The 18,534-nt window shown below is 37.2% G+C and carries 15 protein-coding genes and 1 pseudogene; all 16 read right to left on the bottom strand.

The genetic code is table 11. The annotated features are described in order from the left end of the window. Positions 1-58 precede the first annotated feature (58 nt). Positions 59-1,411, bottom strand: coding sequence for a phosphoglucosamine mutase (glmM, locus tag DYH48_RS05570; RefSeq protein ID WP_115334242.1), 1,353 nt, complete (start codon positions 1,409-1,411; stop codon positions 59-61). A gap of 73 nt (positions 1,412-1,484) precedes the next feature. Then, a pseudogene (locus DYH48_RS05565) lies at positions 1,485-3,425 on the bottom strand (polysaccharide biosynthesis protein). Positions 3,426-4,024: 599 nt separating this feature from the next. Then, positions 4,025-4,621, bottom strand: coding sequence for a sugar transferase (locus DYH48_RS05560; RefSeq protein ID WP_115334241.1), 597 nt, complete (start codon positions 4,619-4,621; stop codon positions 4,025-4,027). Beyond that, entirely contained in the window at positions 4,614-5,777 is a 1,164-nt protein-coding gene (locus DYH48_RS05555) for a DegT/DnrJ/EryC1/StrS family aminotransferase (protein ID WP_115334240.1), read from the bottom strand. Before DYH48_RS05555 ends, DYH48_RS05560 begins: the two co-directional genes overlap by 8 nt. A 9-nt stretch (positions 5,778-5,786) precedes the next feature. Next, positions 5,787-6,314, bottom strand: coding sequence for a GNAT family N-acetyltransferase (locus tag DYH48_RS05550; RefSeq protein WP_172481155.1), 528 nt, complete (start codon positions 6,312-6,314; stop codon positions 5,787-5,789). Between the two features lie 72 nt (positions 6,315-6,386). After that, complete coding sequence (locus DYH48_RS05545) at positions 6,387-7,601, bottom strand: glycosyltransferase family 4 protein (RefSeq protein ID WP_115334238.1); 1,215 nt, start codon at positions 7,599-7,601, stop codon at positions 6,387-6,389. Next, the gene (wecB, locus tag DYH48_RS05540; RefSeq protein WP_115334237.1) at positions 7,601-8,731 is read right to left on the bottom strand and encodes a non-hydrolyzing UDP-N-acetylglucosamine 2-epimerase; all 1,131 of its coding nucleotides are present in this window, start codon (positions 8,729-8,731) and stop codon (positions 7,601-7,603) included. Before wecB ends, DYH48_RS05545 begins: the two co-directional genes overlap by 1 nt. Positions 8,732-8,750: 19 nt before the next feature. Continuing rightward, on the bottom strand, positions 8,751-9,854 hold the full coding sequence (wbjC, locus tag DYH48_RS05535; protein WP_115334236.1) for a UDP-2-acetamido-2,6-beta-L-arabino-hexul-4-ose reductase: 1,104 nt from the start codon (positions 9,852-9,854) through the stop codon (positions 8,751-8,753). Further along, positions 9,855-10,892, bottom strand: coding sequence for a polysaccharide biosynthesis protein (locus DYH48_RS05530; RefSeq protein WP_115334235.1), 1,038 nt, complete (start codon positions 10,890-10,892; stop codon positions 9,855-9,857). It abuts the gene before it with no gap. Between the two features lie 11 nt (positions 10,893-10,903). Continuing rightward, positions 10,904-12,070 carry a glycosyltransferase family 4 protein gene (locus tag DYH48_RS05525; protein WP_115334234.1) on the bottom strand — a complete coding sequence of 389 codons (1,167 nt, stop codon included), beginning with the start codon at positions 12,068-12,070 and terminating at the stop codon, positions 10,904-10,906. Then, positions 12,057-12,623 (bottom strand): hypothetical protein, encoded by a 567-nt coding sequence (locus DYH48_RS23590; protein WP_147287762.1) that lies wholly within the window; start codon positions 12,621-12,623, stop codon positions 12,057-12,059. Before DYH48_RS23590 ends, DYH48_RS05525 begins: the two co-directional genes overlap by 14 nt. Before the next feature lie 679 nt (positions 12,624-13,302). Then, the gene (locus DYH48_RS05515; protein ID WP_147287761.1) at positions 13,303-14,430 is read right to left on the bottom strand and encodes a polysaccharide pyruvyl transferase family protein; all 1,128 of its coding nucleotides are present in this window, start codon (positions 14,428-14,430) and stop codon (positions 13,303-13,305) included. Positions 14,431-14,437: 7 nt separating this feature from the next. Further along, positions 14,438-15,379, bottom strand: coding sequence for a nitroreductase family protein (locus DYH48_RS05510; RefSeq protein WP_115334231.1), 942 nt, complete (start codon positions 15,377-15,379; stop codon positions 14,438-14,440). Then, complete coding sequence (locus DYH48_RS05505) at positions 15,376-16,677, bottom strand: oligosaccharide flippase family protein (protein ID WP_115334230.1); 1,302 nt, start codon at positions 16,675-16,677, stop codon at positions 15,376-15,378. Before DYH48_RS05505 ends, DYH48_RS05510 begins: the two co-directional genes overlap by 4 nt. A 187-nt stretch (positions 16,678-16,864) precedes the next feature. Continuing rightward, positions 16,865-17,830, bottom strand: coding sequence for a Wzz/FepE/Etk N-terminal domain-containing protein (locus DYH48_RS05500; RefSeq protein WP_115334229.1), 966 nt, complete (start codon positions 17,828-17,830; stop codon positions 16,865-16,867). A 276-nt stretch (positions 17,831-18,106) separates the two neighbouring features. Next, entirely contained in the window at positions 18,107-18,466 is a 360-nt protein-coding gene (locus tag DYH48_RS05495) for a four helix bundle protein (RefSeq protein ID WP_115334228.1), read from the bottom strand. Between the last annotated feature and the right edge of the window lie 68 nt (positions 18,467-18,534).

The following is an 18,534-nucleotide window of genomic DNA, read 5'->3' as shown; positions in this document are numbered from 1 at the left end:
TCAGCATATAAATACCTGAATGAACACGTATAACCGTTAGCTTTAATAGCCCTAAGGTTTAAGCTGCTCGGACCGCATCCGCAATATATTCTGCTTGAGTCTGCGTCATAAGATTATCGGTAGATTCGACCATTACCCGAATAAGCGGCTCTGTACCCGATTTACGCAACAGCACTCGCCCTTGGTCGCCTAAGATTCCCTCAGCTTTAATCACAGCTTGCTGAACGCTACTTGTCACCAAAATGCTATCGGCGTCAGCCGTGGCTAAACGCACATTAATTAACACTTGAGGAAGTTTAGTCATGCCAGCTTTTATCTCAGACAAACTCTTCTGGGACTCTAAAACAGCTTTAAGTACCTGTAAGGACGCAACAATGCCGTCACCTGTTGAAGCATGTTGCAAGCTCAATATATGCCCAGAACCCTCACCGCCCAATTGCCAGCCAGTCGCTTTAAGCTGTTCAACTACGTAGCGGTCGCCTACTTTGGCACGAACAAAAGGAATTTCCATCTGGTTAAGCGCAAGCTCTAAGCCAAGATTTGACATTAAGGTACCAACCACGCCACCTGTCATTTCACCTTTGCTGTGGGCTGCCTGGGCAAGAATAAATAAAATCTCATCACCATCAACCACATGGCCATTATGATCGACAAACATAACACGGTCAGCATCACCATCGAGCGCAATCCCTAAATCAGCTTCATGCACCATAACCGCAGTTTGCAAACTATCTAAATGTGTCGCGCCGCAGTGATCATTAATATTCACGCCGTTAGGCTTATCATTGATGCTAATCACTTCAGCACCAAGTTCACGGAAAACATTAGGCGCGATATGGTATGCAGCACCATGGGCACTATCGACAACAATCTTCAATCCCGCTAGAGACAAATGATTTGGAAAAGTGCCTTTGCAGAACTCAATATAACGACCAGCAGCATCATCGATACGGCGCACTTTACCCAGCTTTTCCGAGGCAACACACTGCATAGCATTCTGGTTAAGCGCCTTTTCTAACAAGGCTTCGATTTCAAGTTCTTGGGTATCATTTAACTTAGTGCCGGAATTAGAAAAGAACTTAATGCCATTATCATAAAATGGATTGTGCGATGCGCTGATCACTACCCCTGCGTCAGCACGAAATGTAGAGGCTAAATAAGCCACCGCGGGTGTCGGCATAGGGCCAATGAGCGCAACATTCACGCCCGCAGCAGAAAACCCCGCTTCCATAGCCGACTCAAGCATATAACCACTACTACGGGTATCTTTACCAATAAGCACTTCTTTAGTGCCCGTGGACGCAAGCACAGTGCCAGCAGCCCAACCTAACTTCATCGCGAAATCCGGGGTAATAGGGAAAGTACCAACTTTGCCACGCACACCGTCAGTTCCAAAATACTTCCTAGACATACTTCATCCTTAAAAATAGCAATAAACGAAAAAAGCCAAATCAGAACTGATTTGGCTTTTTAAAAAACTTAAACTAAGAAACCAAAGTGACTACTTTAGCTTTAACATCAGTAATTTTTGATGATTTCTTTTGCTGCCACACTAGATCACAAATACCATCTGTTGGTGCAAACCCCGTAGGTGCAGTGAGCAAAATCTCACGAATTGCCTCGTGGTTAAACTCATGACAAGCTTTATCCAAGCGATTAAGAATTTGCTCTAATTGGACCCAAGGCAGGAATATCTCATTAGCAGTCATAATACGCTCATGATCTGTCCCTGTTACATCATCACCAATAAGTAATTCTTCGTAGAGTTTTTCACCAGGGCGCAGACCACTAAACTCGATTGCTATGTCACCATTTGGATGAACTTCATCTTTCACATCAAAACCACTGAGACGAATCATTTTTTCAGCTAAATCGACAATTTTGACAGACTTGCCCATATCCAGCACAAATACATCACCACCTTTACCCATAGCCCCCGCTTGAATAACCAGTTGGGATGCTTCTGGAATAGTCATAAAAAAACGGGTGATTTCTGGGTGAGTAACAGTAACCGGACCGCCATTGGCAATCTGTTTGCGAAATAATGGTACAACAGAGCCAGAAGAACCCAGTACATTACCAAAACGCACCATACAAAAACGCGTTTGGTGTTCTTCTTTGGATAATGCTTGCAAAGCCAGTTCAGCCATACGTTTAGTGGTACCCATCACATTTGTGGGCCGCACGGCTTTATCGGTAGATACCAACACAAAGGTTTCAACTTTTGCGGCAATTGCAGCTCTAGCAGTATACAAGGTTCCAAAAACGTTATTGCGGACACCTTCAACCACATTGTGCTCAACTAAAGGCACATGTTTGTATGCCGCAGCGTGATAAACAGTTTGCACATTAAAGGCTTGCATTACCGCTTGTACACGATTTTCACGCTGTACAGACCCCATAATAGGTAGAATTTCTACATTTAAATTAATTTCTTGGGCTGTAGCGATAAGTTCTCTTTCAATTGAGTAAAGTGCAAATTCTGATAACTCAAATAGCACTAGCTTTTTAGGTGACTGCTTTAAAATCTGCCGGCATAATTCAGAGCCAATTGACCCCCCTGCTCCAGTCACCATCACCACTTTATTTTTAATATTGGCAGTCAACAGATTTTGCCTCGGAGTTACCGAATCACGCCCCAGCAAATCTTCAATCTCAACTTCTTTTACGTCACTAAATAACTTATCCCCACTAACAAGATCTGCCATAGCGGGTAAGGTCATCACTTTTACCGTAAGTGGTTCAAGCAGATTGATAATCTCTTGTCTACGTGAACGCGAAGCACTAGGCATAGCTAGCAAAACACGTGCAGTGGCTTTTTGCTTAATTTACTTACGTAGTTCCTGCGGTGCATGTACATGCAAGCCTTGTATAGCAGTACCTTGTAAGGTTTCATCATCATCAACAAAGGCAATAGGATGATACTCATGGCTTTGCGCAAGGGCAATTGCCGTTTGGCGGCCGCTAACGCCTGCACCATAAATCACCACGGGCTCACCGCGACGATTCATTCCCGCCCCAACTAAAGACCGCATAAGCGAGCGCGCCCCGCCAACAAACACTAACGCAAAAGCAGCATAAATAAAGGGAACTGTACGAGGTAAATCAACACCGCCATAATAGGCAAGTAAAACAAGAGCTACAGTTGAAATACCAACACCCGCAACAATTGCAGTAAACGCTTGCGAGCCAATATAACGAAGTACAGCGCGATACAACCCTAACCATACAAACGCCGCAATACTCACTGGAATTGTTAAAGCAATAAGCCCCCAGTATTGGATATTGACTAGTACTGCCAAGTGATCAACACGAACCACCAAGGCAAACCAAAAGGCAAACAGCAGAAAAACAGAGTCAATTGCTACACTGACAACACGCTTTTGCGACCGTTTTAACGAAAATAAAAACTGCAAAAATTCCATCTTTTGCTCCAATGACATGTTATTCATAATTTAACCAACTACAATGTCGTTGACTCGACACTACCCGATATATCAGGACCCCATTATAGCACCCAGTATGGATTTAAAATGCAAAACAGCACGTAATCTAGAAGGGATACAACATTTCACGGCATTAACTTTAAAAAAATTCAAACTTAGCGTTAACAAGTGGGATAAAACATAGCTATCTAGAAGCACCGTTCCCCACCGGCAGAGTAAAACACGCGATTAGACCAAGCAAAATCAAACAATCCTGCGATAGCATTAACCTCATGCGCCCAATGCAATTCGATACTGCTGCGAGAACTCTGCAATCTACAAGACTAGTAAGTAGGCTCTTTCATCAACTGAGATCATCTGCGGGGGAAAATGTCTTTGAATACTCATGTTTCACTTGCCTAAATAAAATCCCCCTGAGGCAGTTATCCAAATCAGATAAAGGAGCGAGGAAACGGTAAATATCTAGCGTTAGTTTCAGAATAAAGAGGCCATATAGGCCTACTTTAATCTCCAAAAACATGCAAAATTACTATAACTTCTAGCTTGCATCAACTCAAATTGAGTTTGAGCGCTTGCACTCACTTCCGATGAACAATTTTGAAAATTGTTTTGAAGATAATCTTGATGTCTTTTAATACGCTATTATTTCTCACATAATTAACATAATACTGTTGTTTAATAGGAAGAATTTGTTCAATGTAAGCCTTTCTAGAATCACTATATTTCGCTAAAATTTCATTTTCATCAACCATTTCGATTGAAGCAAGATCTGTAATTCCAGGCCTCACCGATAGAACTTCACGTTTAAGCTCACTTGGGTAACAGTCAATAAACTCTTGTACTTCCGGTCTAGGGCCTACCAAACTCATATTCCCCACAAAGACATCAATAAGTTGTGGCAATTCATCTATTTTAGACTTACGTAAAAATTGACCCGAGCGGGTCACTCTTGGATCGCTACCGACGGTTAATCGCCCGACAGACTCTGAATTTAGCCCCATAGTACGAAACTTATGAATACGGAACGGGACGCCATTTAGGCCAACTCTAACTTGACGAAAAAAAACGGGCCCATTAGAGTCCAGTTTTATCCATACTGCAATAATCAAAAATAACGGGATAAGTACAAATATCCCAAGTGATGCACATACAACGTCAAACAATCTTTTAGCCATTTGAAAGCACCAATTTAACAGCAGAAACAACGCGTACTAGATCGTCATCAGTCATCTTTGTGTACAATGGTAAACTAACCTCAGATTCAAAAATACCTTGTGCTACAGGGAACATTTCAGGAGTTAAGTTATAAGTATCACGCCAATACGGATGTAAATGTAAGGGTATAAAATGTACTGAACAGCCTATTCCATTCTCAGACATTTTTTCAATAAAAAGATCCCGTGAAATATTCGCTTCAGCTTTCAATCTAATGGGATATAAATGCCATGCATGTGAACATCTTTCAGAAGGCAACGCCGGCAATTCAATTGGTAAATCTTTAAGTGCATCATTATAGAAATCAGCCATTTCTTGACGCTTAATTTGAAAAGCTGGCAATTTCTTAAGTTGATGAATGCCAATAGACGCTGCAATATCCGGCATATTATACTTATAACCAGGCGCAACAATTTCGTAAGACCATGCTGGCTTCGTTGAAGTATAGCGATCGAATGCATCACGACTAATACCATGTAATCGCATTATCTTGCATCGCTTAGCAATTGCTGGATCTGCAGTTACAACCATACCACCTTCACCAGTTGTCATGGTTTTATTAGCATAGAAGCTAAAGACTGTAACATCACTGCTTAAGGTGCCTATCAATTTACCGTTATAGAGTGTCGGTAATGCATGAGCAGCATCCTCAATAACCTTAATACCGTATTCTTTCGCGACGGATATAATTGGATCCATATCACAGGCTAAGCCAGCAAAATGCACAGGAATAACAGCTTTTGTGCGTTCAGTGATTGCTTGTTCAAAACTTTTACTTGTCATGTTAAAGGTCGTAGGGTCTACATCAACCATGATAGGTGTCGCCCCTAAATAACGCACAATTTCTGCAGTCGCAGTAAAAGTATAAGTAGGAACAATTACTTCATCACCAGTGCCAACACCGACAGCTTCGAGAGCAAGATGAAGTCCAGATGTAGCAGAGTTTACAGCTATTGATTCAAGCCCTTTTAACCCCAAAAAATCAGTAAACTCTTCTTCGAAACGCTTGGCCTTTGGACCAGTAGTCACCCAACCAGAACGAAGTGAATCAATAACTTCATTAATTTCTTCTTCACCTATTTCAGGCAGCGCAAAGGGTAAAAAATTTCTAGACATTACAGCCTCTTAAATTATTTTCTTAATAAAACGGAGCATAACTCTATTGCCTGACTGGCAGAATTCAGAGTCTTGGATATATTGTAACTTCTTATAAAAATTAACGACTCTCTCATTGCCAAACTTATCAGTTATTAAGTAAACATATTCAAGCTTACTTCTTTGGCTAACTTGGAGTTCGTAATCTTCTAGTAAAACTTTACCTATCGATTTTCCAGTACAACTCGGATCAACAGCAATACTGCTTAACAATGCAGCAGATTCCAGCGACTCGATAGGATCCCCTTTATAAAAAAGCGCATGATAAAGTTTCTTTATAACTACAGCAGGATTGAGCATAAGCCCAGGTATCGCAGCTCTCAAAAAACTGAGCCATTTATCACGCCGAAGCTCAGCAAAAAAAGTTTCTGGAGTTGTAGTACCAGCAGAAAAACCAATAACTTCTCCATCAGCAATTGCAACCCTCAATATCCCATCATTTTTAAATAGAAAACCTTCATATAGCCTTGTTAAAAATCCACGGCCTAGAGTTGTCAAGAAAAAACCTTGGAAGGCATATATGAACTTCCACTATTTTTGATATATCTTCTTGCGTTGCATCTCTTATGATCATTTTTTTTCTACAGCCATATTTAACACACTATCGAGCTTCGCGTAATTAATTGACATCGACATATTCTTTAAATAGAAATCACGCGCATTATTCCCCATATCACCCCACTGCTCACGTTTTAATAACAGCTTTTTGATCGCTAATATGATAGAGTTAACATCGCCTGGTTCAGCAGTCACCCCAGCATTTGCAGACTCTAATAATGCGTTAGTTTCACCACCAACTGCCATTAATATAGGTTTTCCCATCGCTAAGGATGATTGAGTTTTAGACGGTATCGTTATTTTGAATAATGGTGCATCACGTAAATGAACTACTAAAACATCTGCTTCTGACAGTACTGCAAAAATCTTGTTAGGAGGTACATAATCTTTAATATCAACATTGGCAATGTTAAGCTCAAGAATATATTTTTGAAGATCATGCTTTTCAACGCCACCACCAATCAAAGTCAACTGAACGTCATCTCGATTAAAAGTAGAAACAGCATCTATCAATGTCTTTAATGACTGAGCGGCTCCCATATTTCCGGCATACAATATATGGGCAGGCTTTGTCGTCAAGTGATTAATTTGGCATTGTTGCACTAATACTTTGTCAATTAACTTCTCTTCAGGGCACCAGTTATAAACGACAGTCACCTTATCAGGTCTAACGCCCCTATCTATTAAGGCAGCTTTATAACCTTGAGATAAAACAATCACCTGCGATGCACTCCGGTAAATAACATCGCACCACTTACCAATTAATTTTACAATAAAGCTTTTCTTATTCATCCCTGTTGCAATCAATGCATCAGGCCATAAGTCTTGCACATCAGTAATATAAGGTGTCCCACGTATTACCCGCATCGCAATACCAATTAAACCTGTCGTAGACTGTGGGTGATAGGTATAAACTAGATCTGCTTTTTTACCAAGCAAAGCAGCGAATAACGCCATAAAAGTAAAGCTTAAATAACTTGTCGCTCTGGACAGTTTTGATTTTGAGTGAGAAATATGCGACCAAAGACGAGTAATCTTAACGCCACCGGACAGTTCAGTACTTTTAAACTTAACACTATAACCATCAAATACTCTGCCAGTAGGGTAATTAGGGAAAGTTGTTAATACTTCGACTTCATGCCCCTGATTAACCCAATGTTTCATCAGTTCCAAACCTTTAATTGAGTACTCAGGGTCAAACAACTGGCTGATAAACAGAATCCGCATTAATACATCTTCCAAACAACACGGTTAATATAATCGGTATAAGAATGAATTATTCGCACAACTTTGTCTGAAACATTTGGCATGCTGTAATCTTGAACTCTTCTTAGCAATCTTTCATCACCACTAGGTTGAGACTCTAAAATATTCAAAGCTTGCATAACACGCTCAACCGCAAGACCGACCATCATAACCGATGCTTCTTCCATACCCTCTGGTCGCTCATGCGCCTCGCGTAAATTTAACGCAGGGAAATTCATGATTGAAGATTCTTCGTTAATAGTGCCGCTATCAGAAAGCACAGCTTTTGCATTTTTTTGCAGGTGATTGTAATCATGGAAACCAAGTGGTTTCAATAATTGAATGTTTGGGTGAAACTCTAACCCTTGTACCTCAATTCGATTACGAGTACGTGGGTGTGTTGAGACAATGACAGGCAGATTGTAATGCTCAGCAACCCGATTTAACGTTTCTGCTAACTTAATTAGTTGTTTAGGAGAATCGACGTTCTCTTCACGATGCGCGCTAACAACAAAGAATTGACCTTTCTGTAAACCTAAACGAGCAAGAACATCAGATCCATCTATTTGAGTCATATAGTGATTTAACACCTCAAACATAGGACTACCGGTTTTAATGACACGATCTGCAGGTAAACCTTCAGCTAACAAATAGTCACGGGCAATAGTGCTGTACGTAAGATTAATATCGGACGTGTGGTCGACAATACGACGATTGGTCTCTTCAGGTACTCGTTGGTCAAAGCATCGATTACCTGCTTCCATATGGAAAATCGGCACCTTACGACGTTTTGCAGGAATAGCAGAGAGACAAGAGTTAGTATCACCAAGCACAAGCATCGCTTCTGGTTGCACCTCTTCAAGAACTTGATCAACTTTAATTATCACTTGCCCGATGGTTTCTGCAGCATTCTTACCTGCCGCATTCAAGAAATAATCCGGTTTTCGTACGCCTAAATCGTCAAAAAACACTTGATTGAGCTCAAAATCGTAGTTTTGCCCCGTATGAACCAAAATGTGTTCACAGTGCTCATCCAATTTTGCTAATACACGGGACAAACGGATAATTTCAGGGCGCGTACCAACGACAGACATGACTTTTAATTTTTTCATTTTGCTTTCTCTAGAATAATTATAATGGCTTGGCAAACGTATCGGGAGCCTCACGATCAAAGATCTCATTAGCCCACAGCATTACGATCATTTCTTCATCACCAATATTAGTTATGTCATGTGACCAACCAGGAACCGTTTCAACTATTCGAGGAGAGCGACTCTCAGTTTGCAACTCATAACGCTCACCAGTCACAATATGTTCAAATTTGAATAGTGCTTTTCCCTTAACTACAAGAAACTTCTCGTTTTTTGTATGATGGTAATGACCGCCACGAGTAATACCTGGGTGAGCAGTAAAGAACGAAAATTGTCCAGCATCTTTAGTTTTTAGCATTTCACTAAAAACACCACGCTCATCACCATAGCTAGGAATGGCATAACTAAATTGTGCTGGTGACATATAGCTAAGGTAAGTGGAATAAAGTGCTCTACACAAACCAGAACCCACATTTTCAGTGATCAAACTATCACGACTATCTTTAAACGCACCTAATAGATCGGCAACCTCACCCACTGTGGTTAGATACTCCGGCAATACACGCTTAAAACCGCTACCTGAGGAACCGTCGAGAAGCGAAATTAAACTATGACAAACATCGTCAATGTAAACCAAAGTTACTGGAGCCGAGGGATCATCAATACTGATATCTAAATCATTAAGCGTGTTGTAACAAAAAGTGGCCACGAAAGAATTGTAGTTTGGACGACACCATTTACCAAAAACATTCGGAAATCGGTAAATATAATAAGAGGCGTCTGTATTTATACCATATTGTTCAACCGCTTGCTCTGCTAAACGCTTACTTTGCCCATAAGCGTTATCACGTTCGGCTTGTGTAGAAGAGCTAATAACCAAGGGCACTGGTTTAGCAAACTGTTTCAGTTGCTCCGTAATAAAGCATGTTAAGTCTGCATTCCCTTGTTGAAACTCTGTTTCGTCTTTTGGGCGATTGATACCAGCTAAATGATAAACAAAGTCAGCCTCACTGAGAAACTGTGCAAGCTCTTCTCGAGATGTTTCACGATCGACTTCCACAATGCCTTGATGGCCATGCTCACGCAGCATGACACAGAGGTTTTTACCAATAAAACCTTTTGCACCAGTGACAACAATTTTCATTTACACGCCCTCGGGAACGACTAGGCTACCGGCCTCAATATCTGCGATGAAATCTAGCTTATGAAGCAGCTTGACCATGCGATCCACATCTAAACGCTCAGTATTGTGTGAATTGTAATCTTCAATAACAGACAAATCTTTTTCGCCTTCCTCATTGTACTTAGAGTAATTTAGGTCACGATTGTCAGACGGAATACGGTAATAACCGCCTTGATCTTCAGCGACAAACATTTCTTCACGGCTACATAAAGCTTCATAGAGCTTCTCACCATGACGGGTACCAATGATATTAACTTGATGATTAGGTTTATCAGTGATTTTTAGCAATGCTTTTACAAGAACATCAATCGTAGCAGCGGGGGCTTTTTGCACAAAAATATCACCATTCGAACCATGTTCAAAGGCATGTAAAACGAGATCAACGGCATCATTCAACGTCATCATAAAGCGAGTCATATTGGGATCCGTGACTGTGATAGCTTGATCATTAATGATTTGACGTAAGAACAACGGAATAACAGAACCACGTGATGCCATGACGTTACCGTAACGCGTTGCACTGATCACTGTTTTTGCAGGATCAACATTACGCGATTTAGCCACTATCACCTTTTCCATCATAGCCTTAGAAATACCCATGGCATTAATTGGATAAACCGCTTTATCGGTACTTAAACACACCACTCGCTTAACTTGGTTAGCAATAGCGGCCTCTAAGACATTTTCGGTGCCAAGCACATTGGTTTTAACCGCTTCCATTGGGTAAAACTCACAACTCGGCACCTGCTTTAACGCCGCAGCATGATAAATAAAATCCACACCACGAGTAGCATTTAATATACTGTTATAATCGCGCACATCACCGATATAGAACTTAAGCTTAGGATGATTATATTTTTTGCGCATATCATCTTGCTTTTTTTCATCCCGACTGAAAATACGAATTTCAGCAATATCAGTATCGAGGAAACGATTTAGTACTGCGTTACCGAATGAACCGGTACCGCCAGTAATTAATAGTATTTTTTGCTTAAACATAATAAAATTACCTACCAAGAAAAAAGGTTCATATTTTGATTGACACTAGAATTACTATATATTTTATATGCATACTTTAATGCAGAATTTTTCATCTCATTACGAATGTTATGTTCAAGAACTGAATATGCATCGATATAATATGCAAACTTATCGGGTTGGCCTAAAGAAACATCCCATCCAATATTTAATTTTTCAAGATTGACCCAAGGAGTTTTATCACTGATCAAAACAGGGACTCCTAATGATAAGGCTTCGTAAATTACATGCCCAAAATTCTCCCCTTTTGATGGATGGAGCAGCAAATCAAAACTGGAAAGCCGAGTATATAAATCATCAGGAGAAAGAGCCCCCTCATAAATAACTGTAACGTTTTTAGGTAAGGTTTTTACAATTCGAAGGCATACTTCCCAGTATTCATAGTCCTCTATCGGGCCAAAAATACTCAAAGCCACTTCTGACTTCACTAATTTCAATATTTTCAGTGCAAAATCAATATTTTTTACAGCTGAAATGCGCCCTATAAGAGCTATAGTCAAAACATTATTAAGTTCATTTTTAGAAGAGTGAATCTTACTAATCGTTGTCAAGGGCATGGACACAGGATCTTGCACTAAATAAATATCTTTAAAAACTGTTGAGATATTGCTTATAAAGTCACTCCGCTCAGATTCTGACGTTGCTTGAAATATTATATTTTTATATAATCCAAATGCATTAATGAATTTTAAAAAAATATATTTTTTAAAATTTGATTTAGCCAGAGCAGAATCAGATGACTCACCACGAATAGCACAAACAATTTTTGTTGATGGCAAAAGAAATTTAAAAACCACCAAGGGGATGATAGAATATTTTAATGAAAAAAGACCATTCAAATAAATATAGTCATATTTACTTCTTTTAAATAAAATAATTTTACATATAAAATAAAAATACCAAAAAAAACCATTACTATAAGCCACGGAAAAAGCATCTTTACTTATCAACCGATTTACTTTCACCTCCTTAAAACTCGATGTATCACCAATATCTCTATCTGATGAAATAATAGTAAAAGATATGTCGTGCTTAAGCATATCGATAAATCTGATTAGTGTTTTAACCACTCCACCTGCCTTAAATGCTGGTGAAAAGTGAGGAGCGAAGACCAAAACTGATGTTTTATTTCCTTGCATAATTGATACAACCTATTGAAAAATTATTTGACTTTGAAAATGTAGATATCATAGCAAAAAGAAGTAAGAATACATTTGGTGAAAAATAACCATAGCCCCTGACAAACATTTCAACAAAAAAAGTAACAATGATAGAATTTGAAAAAACAACCTTAATGCAACTATCGAAATTTAGATCGAAATAAGTTTTATGCTTTGAATATTTAATCAAAGTTAATAGTGACCTGAAAAAAAAGAAGATATATATAATAACTAGTGACAAACCAAGTAAACCAAACTCTACGATCAATTTTGAAGCAAGAAATGCCCCATCTTTATTTACAAATCTCCCTGTGATTTCATAAATTCTTAATCCAATATCCCCAGATTCTACAAGTTTCGCATTCTGCAAACCTAATCCAAATGGATGATTAATAATAGTATTCCATGAATCCTCCCATCCTTGTAAAAAGACAAGAGCTGTCGAGTTTGTAGAATCAGATGAGAATGTCATGCGAGAGATAAAATAGTTTAAATTTGTACTTTCTATTGAAAAAATAAAAAGAATCATCACAAAAAAAATCAATATCACTACTAATGAATACCAGAACCTCAATCTCACCGTCAAAAAAAATAAAATGAAGGATAAATATATCAAGCCTAAACTACTTGGTTTGAACAAGCTAAATACTAACAAATAAATTAATATTACTATGGGTAATAAAGATTTTTTTGCTATAAGAAAGCAAAACACAAACAAGAAACCGAGTGTTGTTACATAATGGCTAGGCTCACTATATGGAAAAATAGATTTTGAATAAATAGAATATCCAAGAGAATTTAATCTAAATAAAAAAGATAATATCCCAAGAAATATTATAAATAATAATAACCTATATATATATTTCAGAAGCTGTTGTTCATTTACATAAAGAAACAAATTCGAATAAAATATAGATGTCAAGAACAAAAATAAAATCAAAAAAAGTGTGGTTAAATTTTTAAATTCGAAATCTAACCCAAGCAAAATTGACAATAAAAAATGAATATACAAAAATGAAAATAAAATAGAAATATAGAGAAGTTTTTTTACATAAAAAATATCTAATCTATGTAAAAAAACAATATAATATGGAAATATAATTGAAAAACAAAAAATTACACCGAGCGCCATTGATGAAGCATTCAATGCTACTTTAAGAAAAGAGGGTAAAAAAAGTAGCATTAAAAGACTTACTAAAAAAAATTTAGAGTTATTTAGTTGCATTTGAGTTCATCAACGCATTTTCTAAAAATTGAAGTGATTCAATTCTTTTTCCCTCTAATAACTTTACTGCCTCAAGTGAATAAACATCATAATCAAATGTATCAATATCATTTTGGGTTCCAACAGATCTGTTCTCTAAATTTGTCAATTTCAACAAACTATCAATTCTATTACTATAAATACCTGGACTAACTGCCATAAAATTTTTATTAAAATTAATTGAAAAACAAACGCCATGAAATGAATCAGTAATAACAAAACTTGCTCGTTCGAAGATACTAATAAATTCATTTGGAGTTGCATCTCGAATTTGCATATCTACACTCGATGAAGTATACAACCCTTGATCAATAGAAATGACTTTGTAGCCTAATTTCTTTTTAACACGAATAATAGCATCTTTTAATAAATTTGTTTTTGGAACCGTATACACTAATATATACTTTTCAGGAAGACATCTTGAAGTCATTGCAGCATTACATAAATGCTCCTTCCATTCAGCAGCGGTCAATAGTAATGTAGGGTCCAAAACATGAGCAACTTCTTTGTTTAACATTTCAGTCAATCTTATTGAAAGCTCACTTTCTCGAACACTTATATGTTCAAAACGTGACAATAATTTTTTAACCTGATGAGATTCTAATTTATTATATTTGTGTGCTCCTGCACTTGATGCATACGAAACAAGCTTATGCTTATCCTTTGAAAAAGATAAAAAATAAACTTCATCAATTTTCCCATCAGGAGATATGCATTGTGGGTTCCATATCTGATCACTCCCGCAAATAAAAATATCAAAGCGATCAAGATCAATTTCATCAATAGAACTAGAATCAACACTTACGGTTAAATTGAAATTATCATTAATGAATGAATTAACAGCATTAATGGCTCTTATTCTAGGAAAAACTCTTAGAATATCTTTAAAAAAAGACTTAACACCACTAAAGCTAGGTGAAAAACGTATATAACTCAAACTATCTTCAGTCAAACAATTTCTATAATCAATAATTTCCACATTTCCGAATTTTTTTAATGCATGCTGCGTTGCAAAGGCTTGCATTAGTGCACCATAATTATTTGTTCTATGTATCGTAATTAAACCAATGTTCATTATCACCTCAAATTATACTAAGCATTGACTCAATTGGTTTCCTAGGTGAAACACAAACTTTATTTGTATCATCAGGCCAACCATAACTAATCATCATCATAATCGAATGCTCATTTTTAATACCAAGCGTTTTTCTAAGCAACTTGTCTCGTCTTGGATCTTCACTCCAGTTCAAGCAACAACTAGCAACTCCAAGTGAATGAAGGGCATAAACAACTGACATTGAGTACATTCCACCATCAATCCAATGCTGATATCTTTCACTCGAAGAAATAAATGCTGTCTGATCGACGGTTATTATAAGCAAGCCTTTAATCTTATCTCCAAAACCACGATTACCAGACTGTATATCAATAGCTGCTTTTAATTTCTCTTGATTATTAATTAGATATGTATGCCATGGTTGCATATTACAAGATGAAGGTGTTTTATTGGCAAGTTTAAGTGCTCTTTCAATAATATCAAATTCGACAACATCATCAGAGTATTCTCTTAGGCTAGAGCGCCCAAAGAAAAATAATTCAGGTTCAGCTAGCCTAGATTTATTCCAACTTTCAAGACTAACAGTTTTCGCACCGCAGTCACCATAAAAATCTGGTAGCTCTGGTATTCTTACTAACAAATCTGTAAATTCTTGATTTTTATTCGAACAAAAGTCTTTAAGAACTTTGGCTGCAACAATGTCGTGGAATGTTGCATTATCTGTCGTTGCAAACGACAGATTCGATAACAGCAACTTGGAATTATCTAAACCTGAGTTTATTTTTTGTTCTTTATAACTCAAGCTTTTTTCCAGTGTATGGTATAATTTTGCATTGTAATAATCTCTAAAACTACTCGATTTTAATTTTTTCCGCCAACCATTATATTTTACAAACCTAATCCAATCGTATAGAAAACCATTAAAAGCAAGCAGCAATCTACCAAACATTTTAACAACGTTATTCATTTAATCTGACCTCGAAATTTGAACCATCCCAACCAAACTGCAACACCATAAATTTTTAATTGTGCAATAAACATAAAAGCCAAAAACATGGCAATCTCTGATATAACAAATAAATATGCAACACCTTTTGCACCAAAAAATTGAGCGACATAAATATTAAGGATGATACAAGCAACTACAATCAATGTCATAGCAAATATTTTGTATTTCACATTTTGCCCAGTAGATAATAGTGCTCCTAAATTCGAGATCATGAAACGAAAAGGTAAAGCAAAAGCTAATATATGTAGAATATGGATAGCTTCTAAATACTTATCACCAAAAAACAAGTCTACAAATACATTAGAAAAAAGGAGTGTTGCCAAGCAAAAAAATACTCCCAAGAGAAGCATTGCTCCATTACCTAATTGCAACATTTTTAAAAGTACTGGTTTATTATAATTTGACCACTGATGAAATTTTGGCAAAATTATTTTTTGATAAATAACACCAGGAACAACATAAATAGCAAAAATAAATGATAATGCGATCCCATATGCAGCACTCTCATGTGAACCGACATATTTATTAACTGAATAAAGCCCATTTTGAGCATAAATTGCAAACGAAACTGCTGCAATAGAGTAAGGTAAGGAATCTATAAAAACCGTTCGAAAATTAACATAATGAGAAATAATTTCCTCATTATCAAAAATACTTCCAGAAATTAAATTGTAAAAACTTTTAGCACAAAATAATATTAAAATTAATGCAGCAATGTTGTATGCCCAATATGAAGCAATCACATACCCAAAATCAAGATAATCATATGAATAAAATATTAAAGTTATTACTGAAAGTCGAAGCAAAGCTGGTAAAACTTGGTATACAGCAAGGACGGAATAACGGTGCTGAACCTGATACACGACATTTACAACACTCCAAATCGCAAAAGCAATTATACATGGTAATAACATCAGTTTATATTGTAAATTTGAACTCGACGTAAAGTAAAAAAAAATACTCATTAATAAACATGATATGCCTGATGTCATTAGAGTGTATTTTGCAACTGAAACACCATATTCACGACCTACTTTATTTGATATACCAAATTTTTTTAATAGTGAAAGATCTGAGCCTAAAGTACTGAATGTTGAGAAAATAGTCAAAATAGCGACACATGATATAAAATCCCCAAACTCCTGGGGTTCTAAAAATCTAGATAATACAACTTGAGTAGCAAAAATTAGTGCTACACTTAATAAAGATGCGAATGAAACAGATGAAGCCCCTTTGAAAAATCTTAAGAATGACATTAAAATCTTAAGTCCTTACATTACTATAAATTTAAAAACCGCTTTAATTAGGCACATTTAATTTAGAAAAATACAATCATCTATTATTTAAATTGATATTAAACATATTTAATATCAATTTAAAACGTGCACACCTTCATCTAACAACTAAGTATCGAGCTTATTTTGACATTACATATGTATTAAATTATTTTTCTGTAAAATATCTAAAAAAAACAATAAATATACTAAAAAGACTACCAAGCATTGTTCCTAAAAGAAAAATAAGAGCACGTTTTGGTTTATCCTTATTTTCAGCCACCAATGCAGGGTCAATAGTTTTAAATACATATTCATCTCGTACTTCGGCGAACATGATGGTTTTAGCTTGCTCTTCAACCAACTTATAAAGGATCGATTTAATATCGGCGACATTGGTGAGGGAAATTTGCTTATTTAAAAACTCACTGCTTCGATTGGCTTCTGCAACATCACGGTCCTTCATCACTTTGTTAATATCTTCAATTAACCAAGTAACCCATTGCTGAGCGACTGTGGGCGATAGATGCTCTACTGATATAGTGACCATTCCCGTTTCTTTATCCGAATTGACAAAAAATAACTTACTGAACACTTTATAGGCTTCTTGCATCGAAGGTTCTGGCTTAAAGGGCAGTTTGACATCACGTACCCAAGTATGGGTTGAAGCAATATAATCCTCTTCATCGTATATAATAATATCCGCATCACGATCCCATTTTTTAGCCGCCATTAAGTCAGGTAAAATATTGTGCTTCTGAATAAAATCACTGGCAAATTTACGAGATTTTAATACCTCTATCGCTAATTGAGTTTTATCAGTACCCGCCGCTTTACCACGGAGATTAACCCCAGCAAGGCTAGCTAAGCCACCGAACTGAGAAGCTAATGCACCTAGGCCTCCTGTTTGCTCTTCAGCTGCAGGCGCCAATAACGCCTCAGATTTATAGATATTGGGTAAATAAAGTGCGAGTGCCACTGAACCAATAGCAAATACTGCTGTAATCGCGATGATAAGCCATTTGCCTTGCCAGATGACGGAGAATAACTCGCGAAGATCAATTTCGTCGTCTGCGGGTCGCTGGATAGTTGAAAACTGTGCATCTTGCCTATACTTGTTTATTTCATTGGACATTTAAAACTTATCTCGTTGTGTGAGTTCTCGAATACGGTTGACGGGTTACCGTTGACGGTTGACAGAACGCTTCGCTTACAGATAACGGTAAAAGCAAAGCTAAGAACGTTGACGGAACGCTCCGCTCACAGATAACGGTAAAAGCAACAAATAATTTGTTTTCCGTAAAGGGCGAAGCCCGTTCCGTTATCCGTAAGTCACGTAGTGACTTTCCGTTATCTTAGTAACATCCGTGAGTCACGTAGTGACGTTCTGTAGCCGCAAAGCGGCGTGCGCTTATTTATGTTCTGAATTTCGATCTTTAATCGATTTGATTAGCCCAGCTAACATTGCAGATAATCTTTCAGTTTTTATTAGTAATTCATCAACATAATTTGGCTCTAAATAACCAATATCTTTACCAATCATTGCTTGGGTAATCAATTCAGCTAGCGAAGCTTTTGCAATATATAAAAAATGTATTTGCTCTTTTGCACCATACCGCTCCATCCCCTCCGCAATATTTGACGGAACTGAAAGTCCTGACCGAGTAATTTGATCTCTGAAGCCCCAATCTCGGAGGTCTTTTGTTGCTATATAAATAGAAGATGATAATTCGTAACTAAGTTGCCAGACTTCTAGCTTTTGAAACTTCATATCCAATCCTTGGAAAATAACTTAGAACCGCTCACTGTTGACGGAACCGGAAACGTTGACTGTTGACA

The organism is Shewanella baltica (assembly GCF_900456975.1).
GTDB classification, from domain to species: Bacteria; Pseudomonadota; Gammaproteobacteria; order Enterobacterales; family Shewanellaceae; genus Shewanella; species Shewanella baltica.
Note: the sequence above shows the minus strand (reverse complement) of the source record. Positions and strands in the feature narration are given on the sequence as shown.

Coding starts and splice junctions, on each gene's coding strand:
- wecB (WP_115334237.1), bottom strand. CDS start 8,731: ATGAAAAAATTAAAAGTCATGTCTGTCGTTGGTACGCGCCCTGAAATT.
- glmM (WP_115334242.1), bottom strand. CDS start 1,411: ATGTCTAGGAAGTATTTTGGAACTGACGGTGTGCGTGGCAAAGTTGGT.
- DYH48_RS05515 (WP_147287761.1), bottom strand. CDS start 14,430: ATGAACATTGGTTTAATTACGATACATAGAACAAATAATTATGGTGCA.
- DYH48_RS05505 (WP_115334230.1), bottom strand. CDS start 16,677: ATGTCATTCTTAAGATTTTTCAAAGGGGCTTCATCTGTTTCATTCGCA.
- wbjC (WP_115334236.1), bottom strand. CDS start 9,854: ATGAAAATTGTTGTCACTGGTGCAAAAGGTTTTATTGGTAAAAACCTC.
- DYH48_RS05525 (WP_115334234.1), bottom strand. CDS start 12,070: ATGCAAGGAAATAAAACATCAGTTTTGGTCTTCGCTCCTCACTTTTCA.
- DYH48_RS05560 (WP_115334241.1), bottom strand. CDS start 4,621: ATGGCTAAAAGATTGTTTGACGTTGTATGTGCATCACTTGGGATATTT.
- DYH48_RS05555 (WP_115334240.1), bottom strand. CDS start 5,777: ATGTCTAGAAATTTTTTACCCTTTGCGCTGCCTGAAATAGGTGAAGAA.
- DYH48_RS05545 (WP_115334238.1), bottom strand. CDS start 7,601: ATGCGGATTCTGTTTATCAGCCAGTTGTTTGACCCTGAGTACTCAATT.
- DYH48_RS05530 (WP_115334235.1), bottom strand. CDS start 10,892: ATGTTTAAGCAAAAAATACTATTAATTACTGGCGGTACCGGTTCATTC.
- DYH48_RS05510 (WP_115334231.1), bottom strand. CDS start 15,379: ATGAATAACGTTGTTAAAATGTTTGGTAGATTGCTGCTTGCTTTTAAT.
- DYH48_RS05495 (WP_115334228.1), bottom strand. CDS start 18,466: ATGAAGTTTCAAAAGCTAGAAGTCTGGCAACTTAGTTACGAATTATCA.
- DYH48_RS05500 (WP_115334229.1), bottom strand. CDS start 17,830: ATGTCCAATGAAATAAACAAGTATAGGCAAGATGCACAGTTTTCAACT.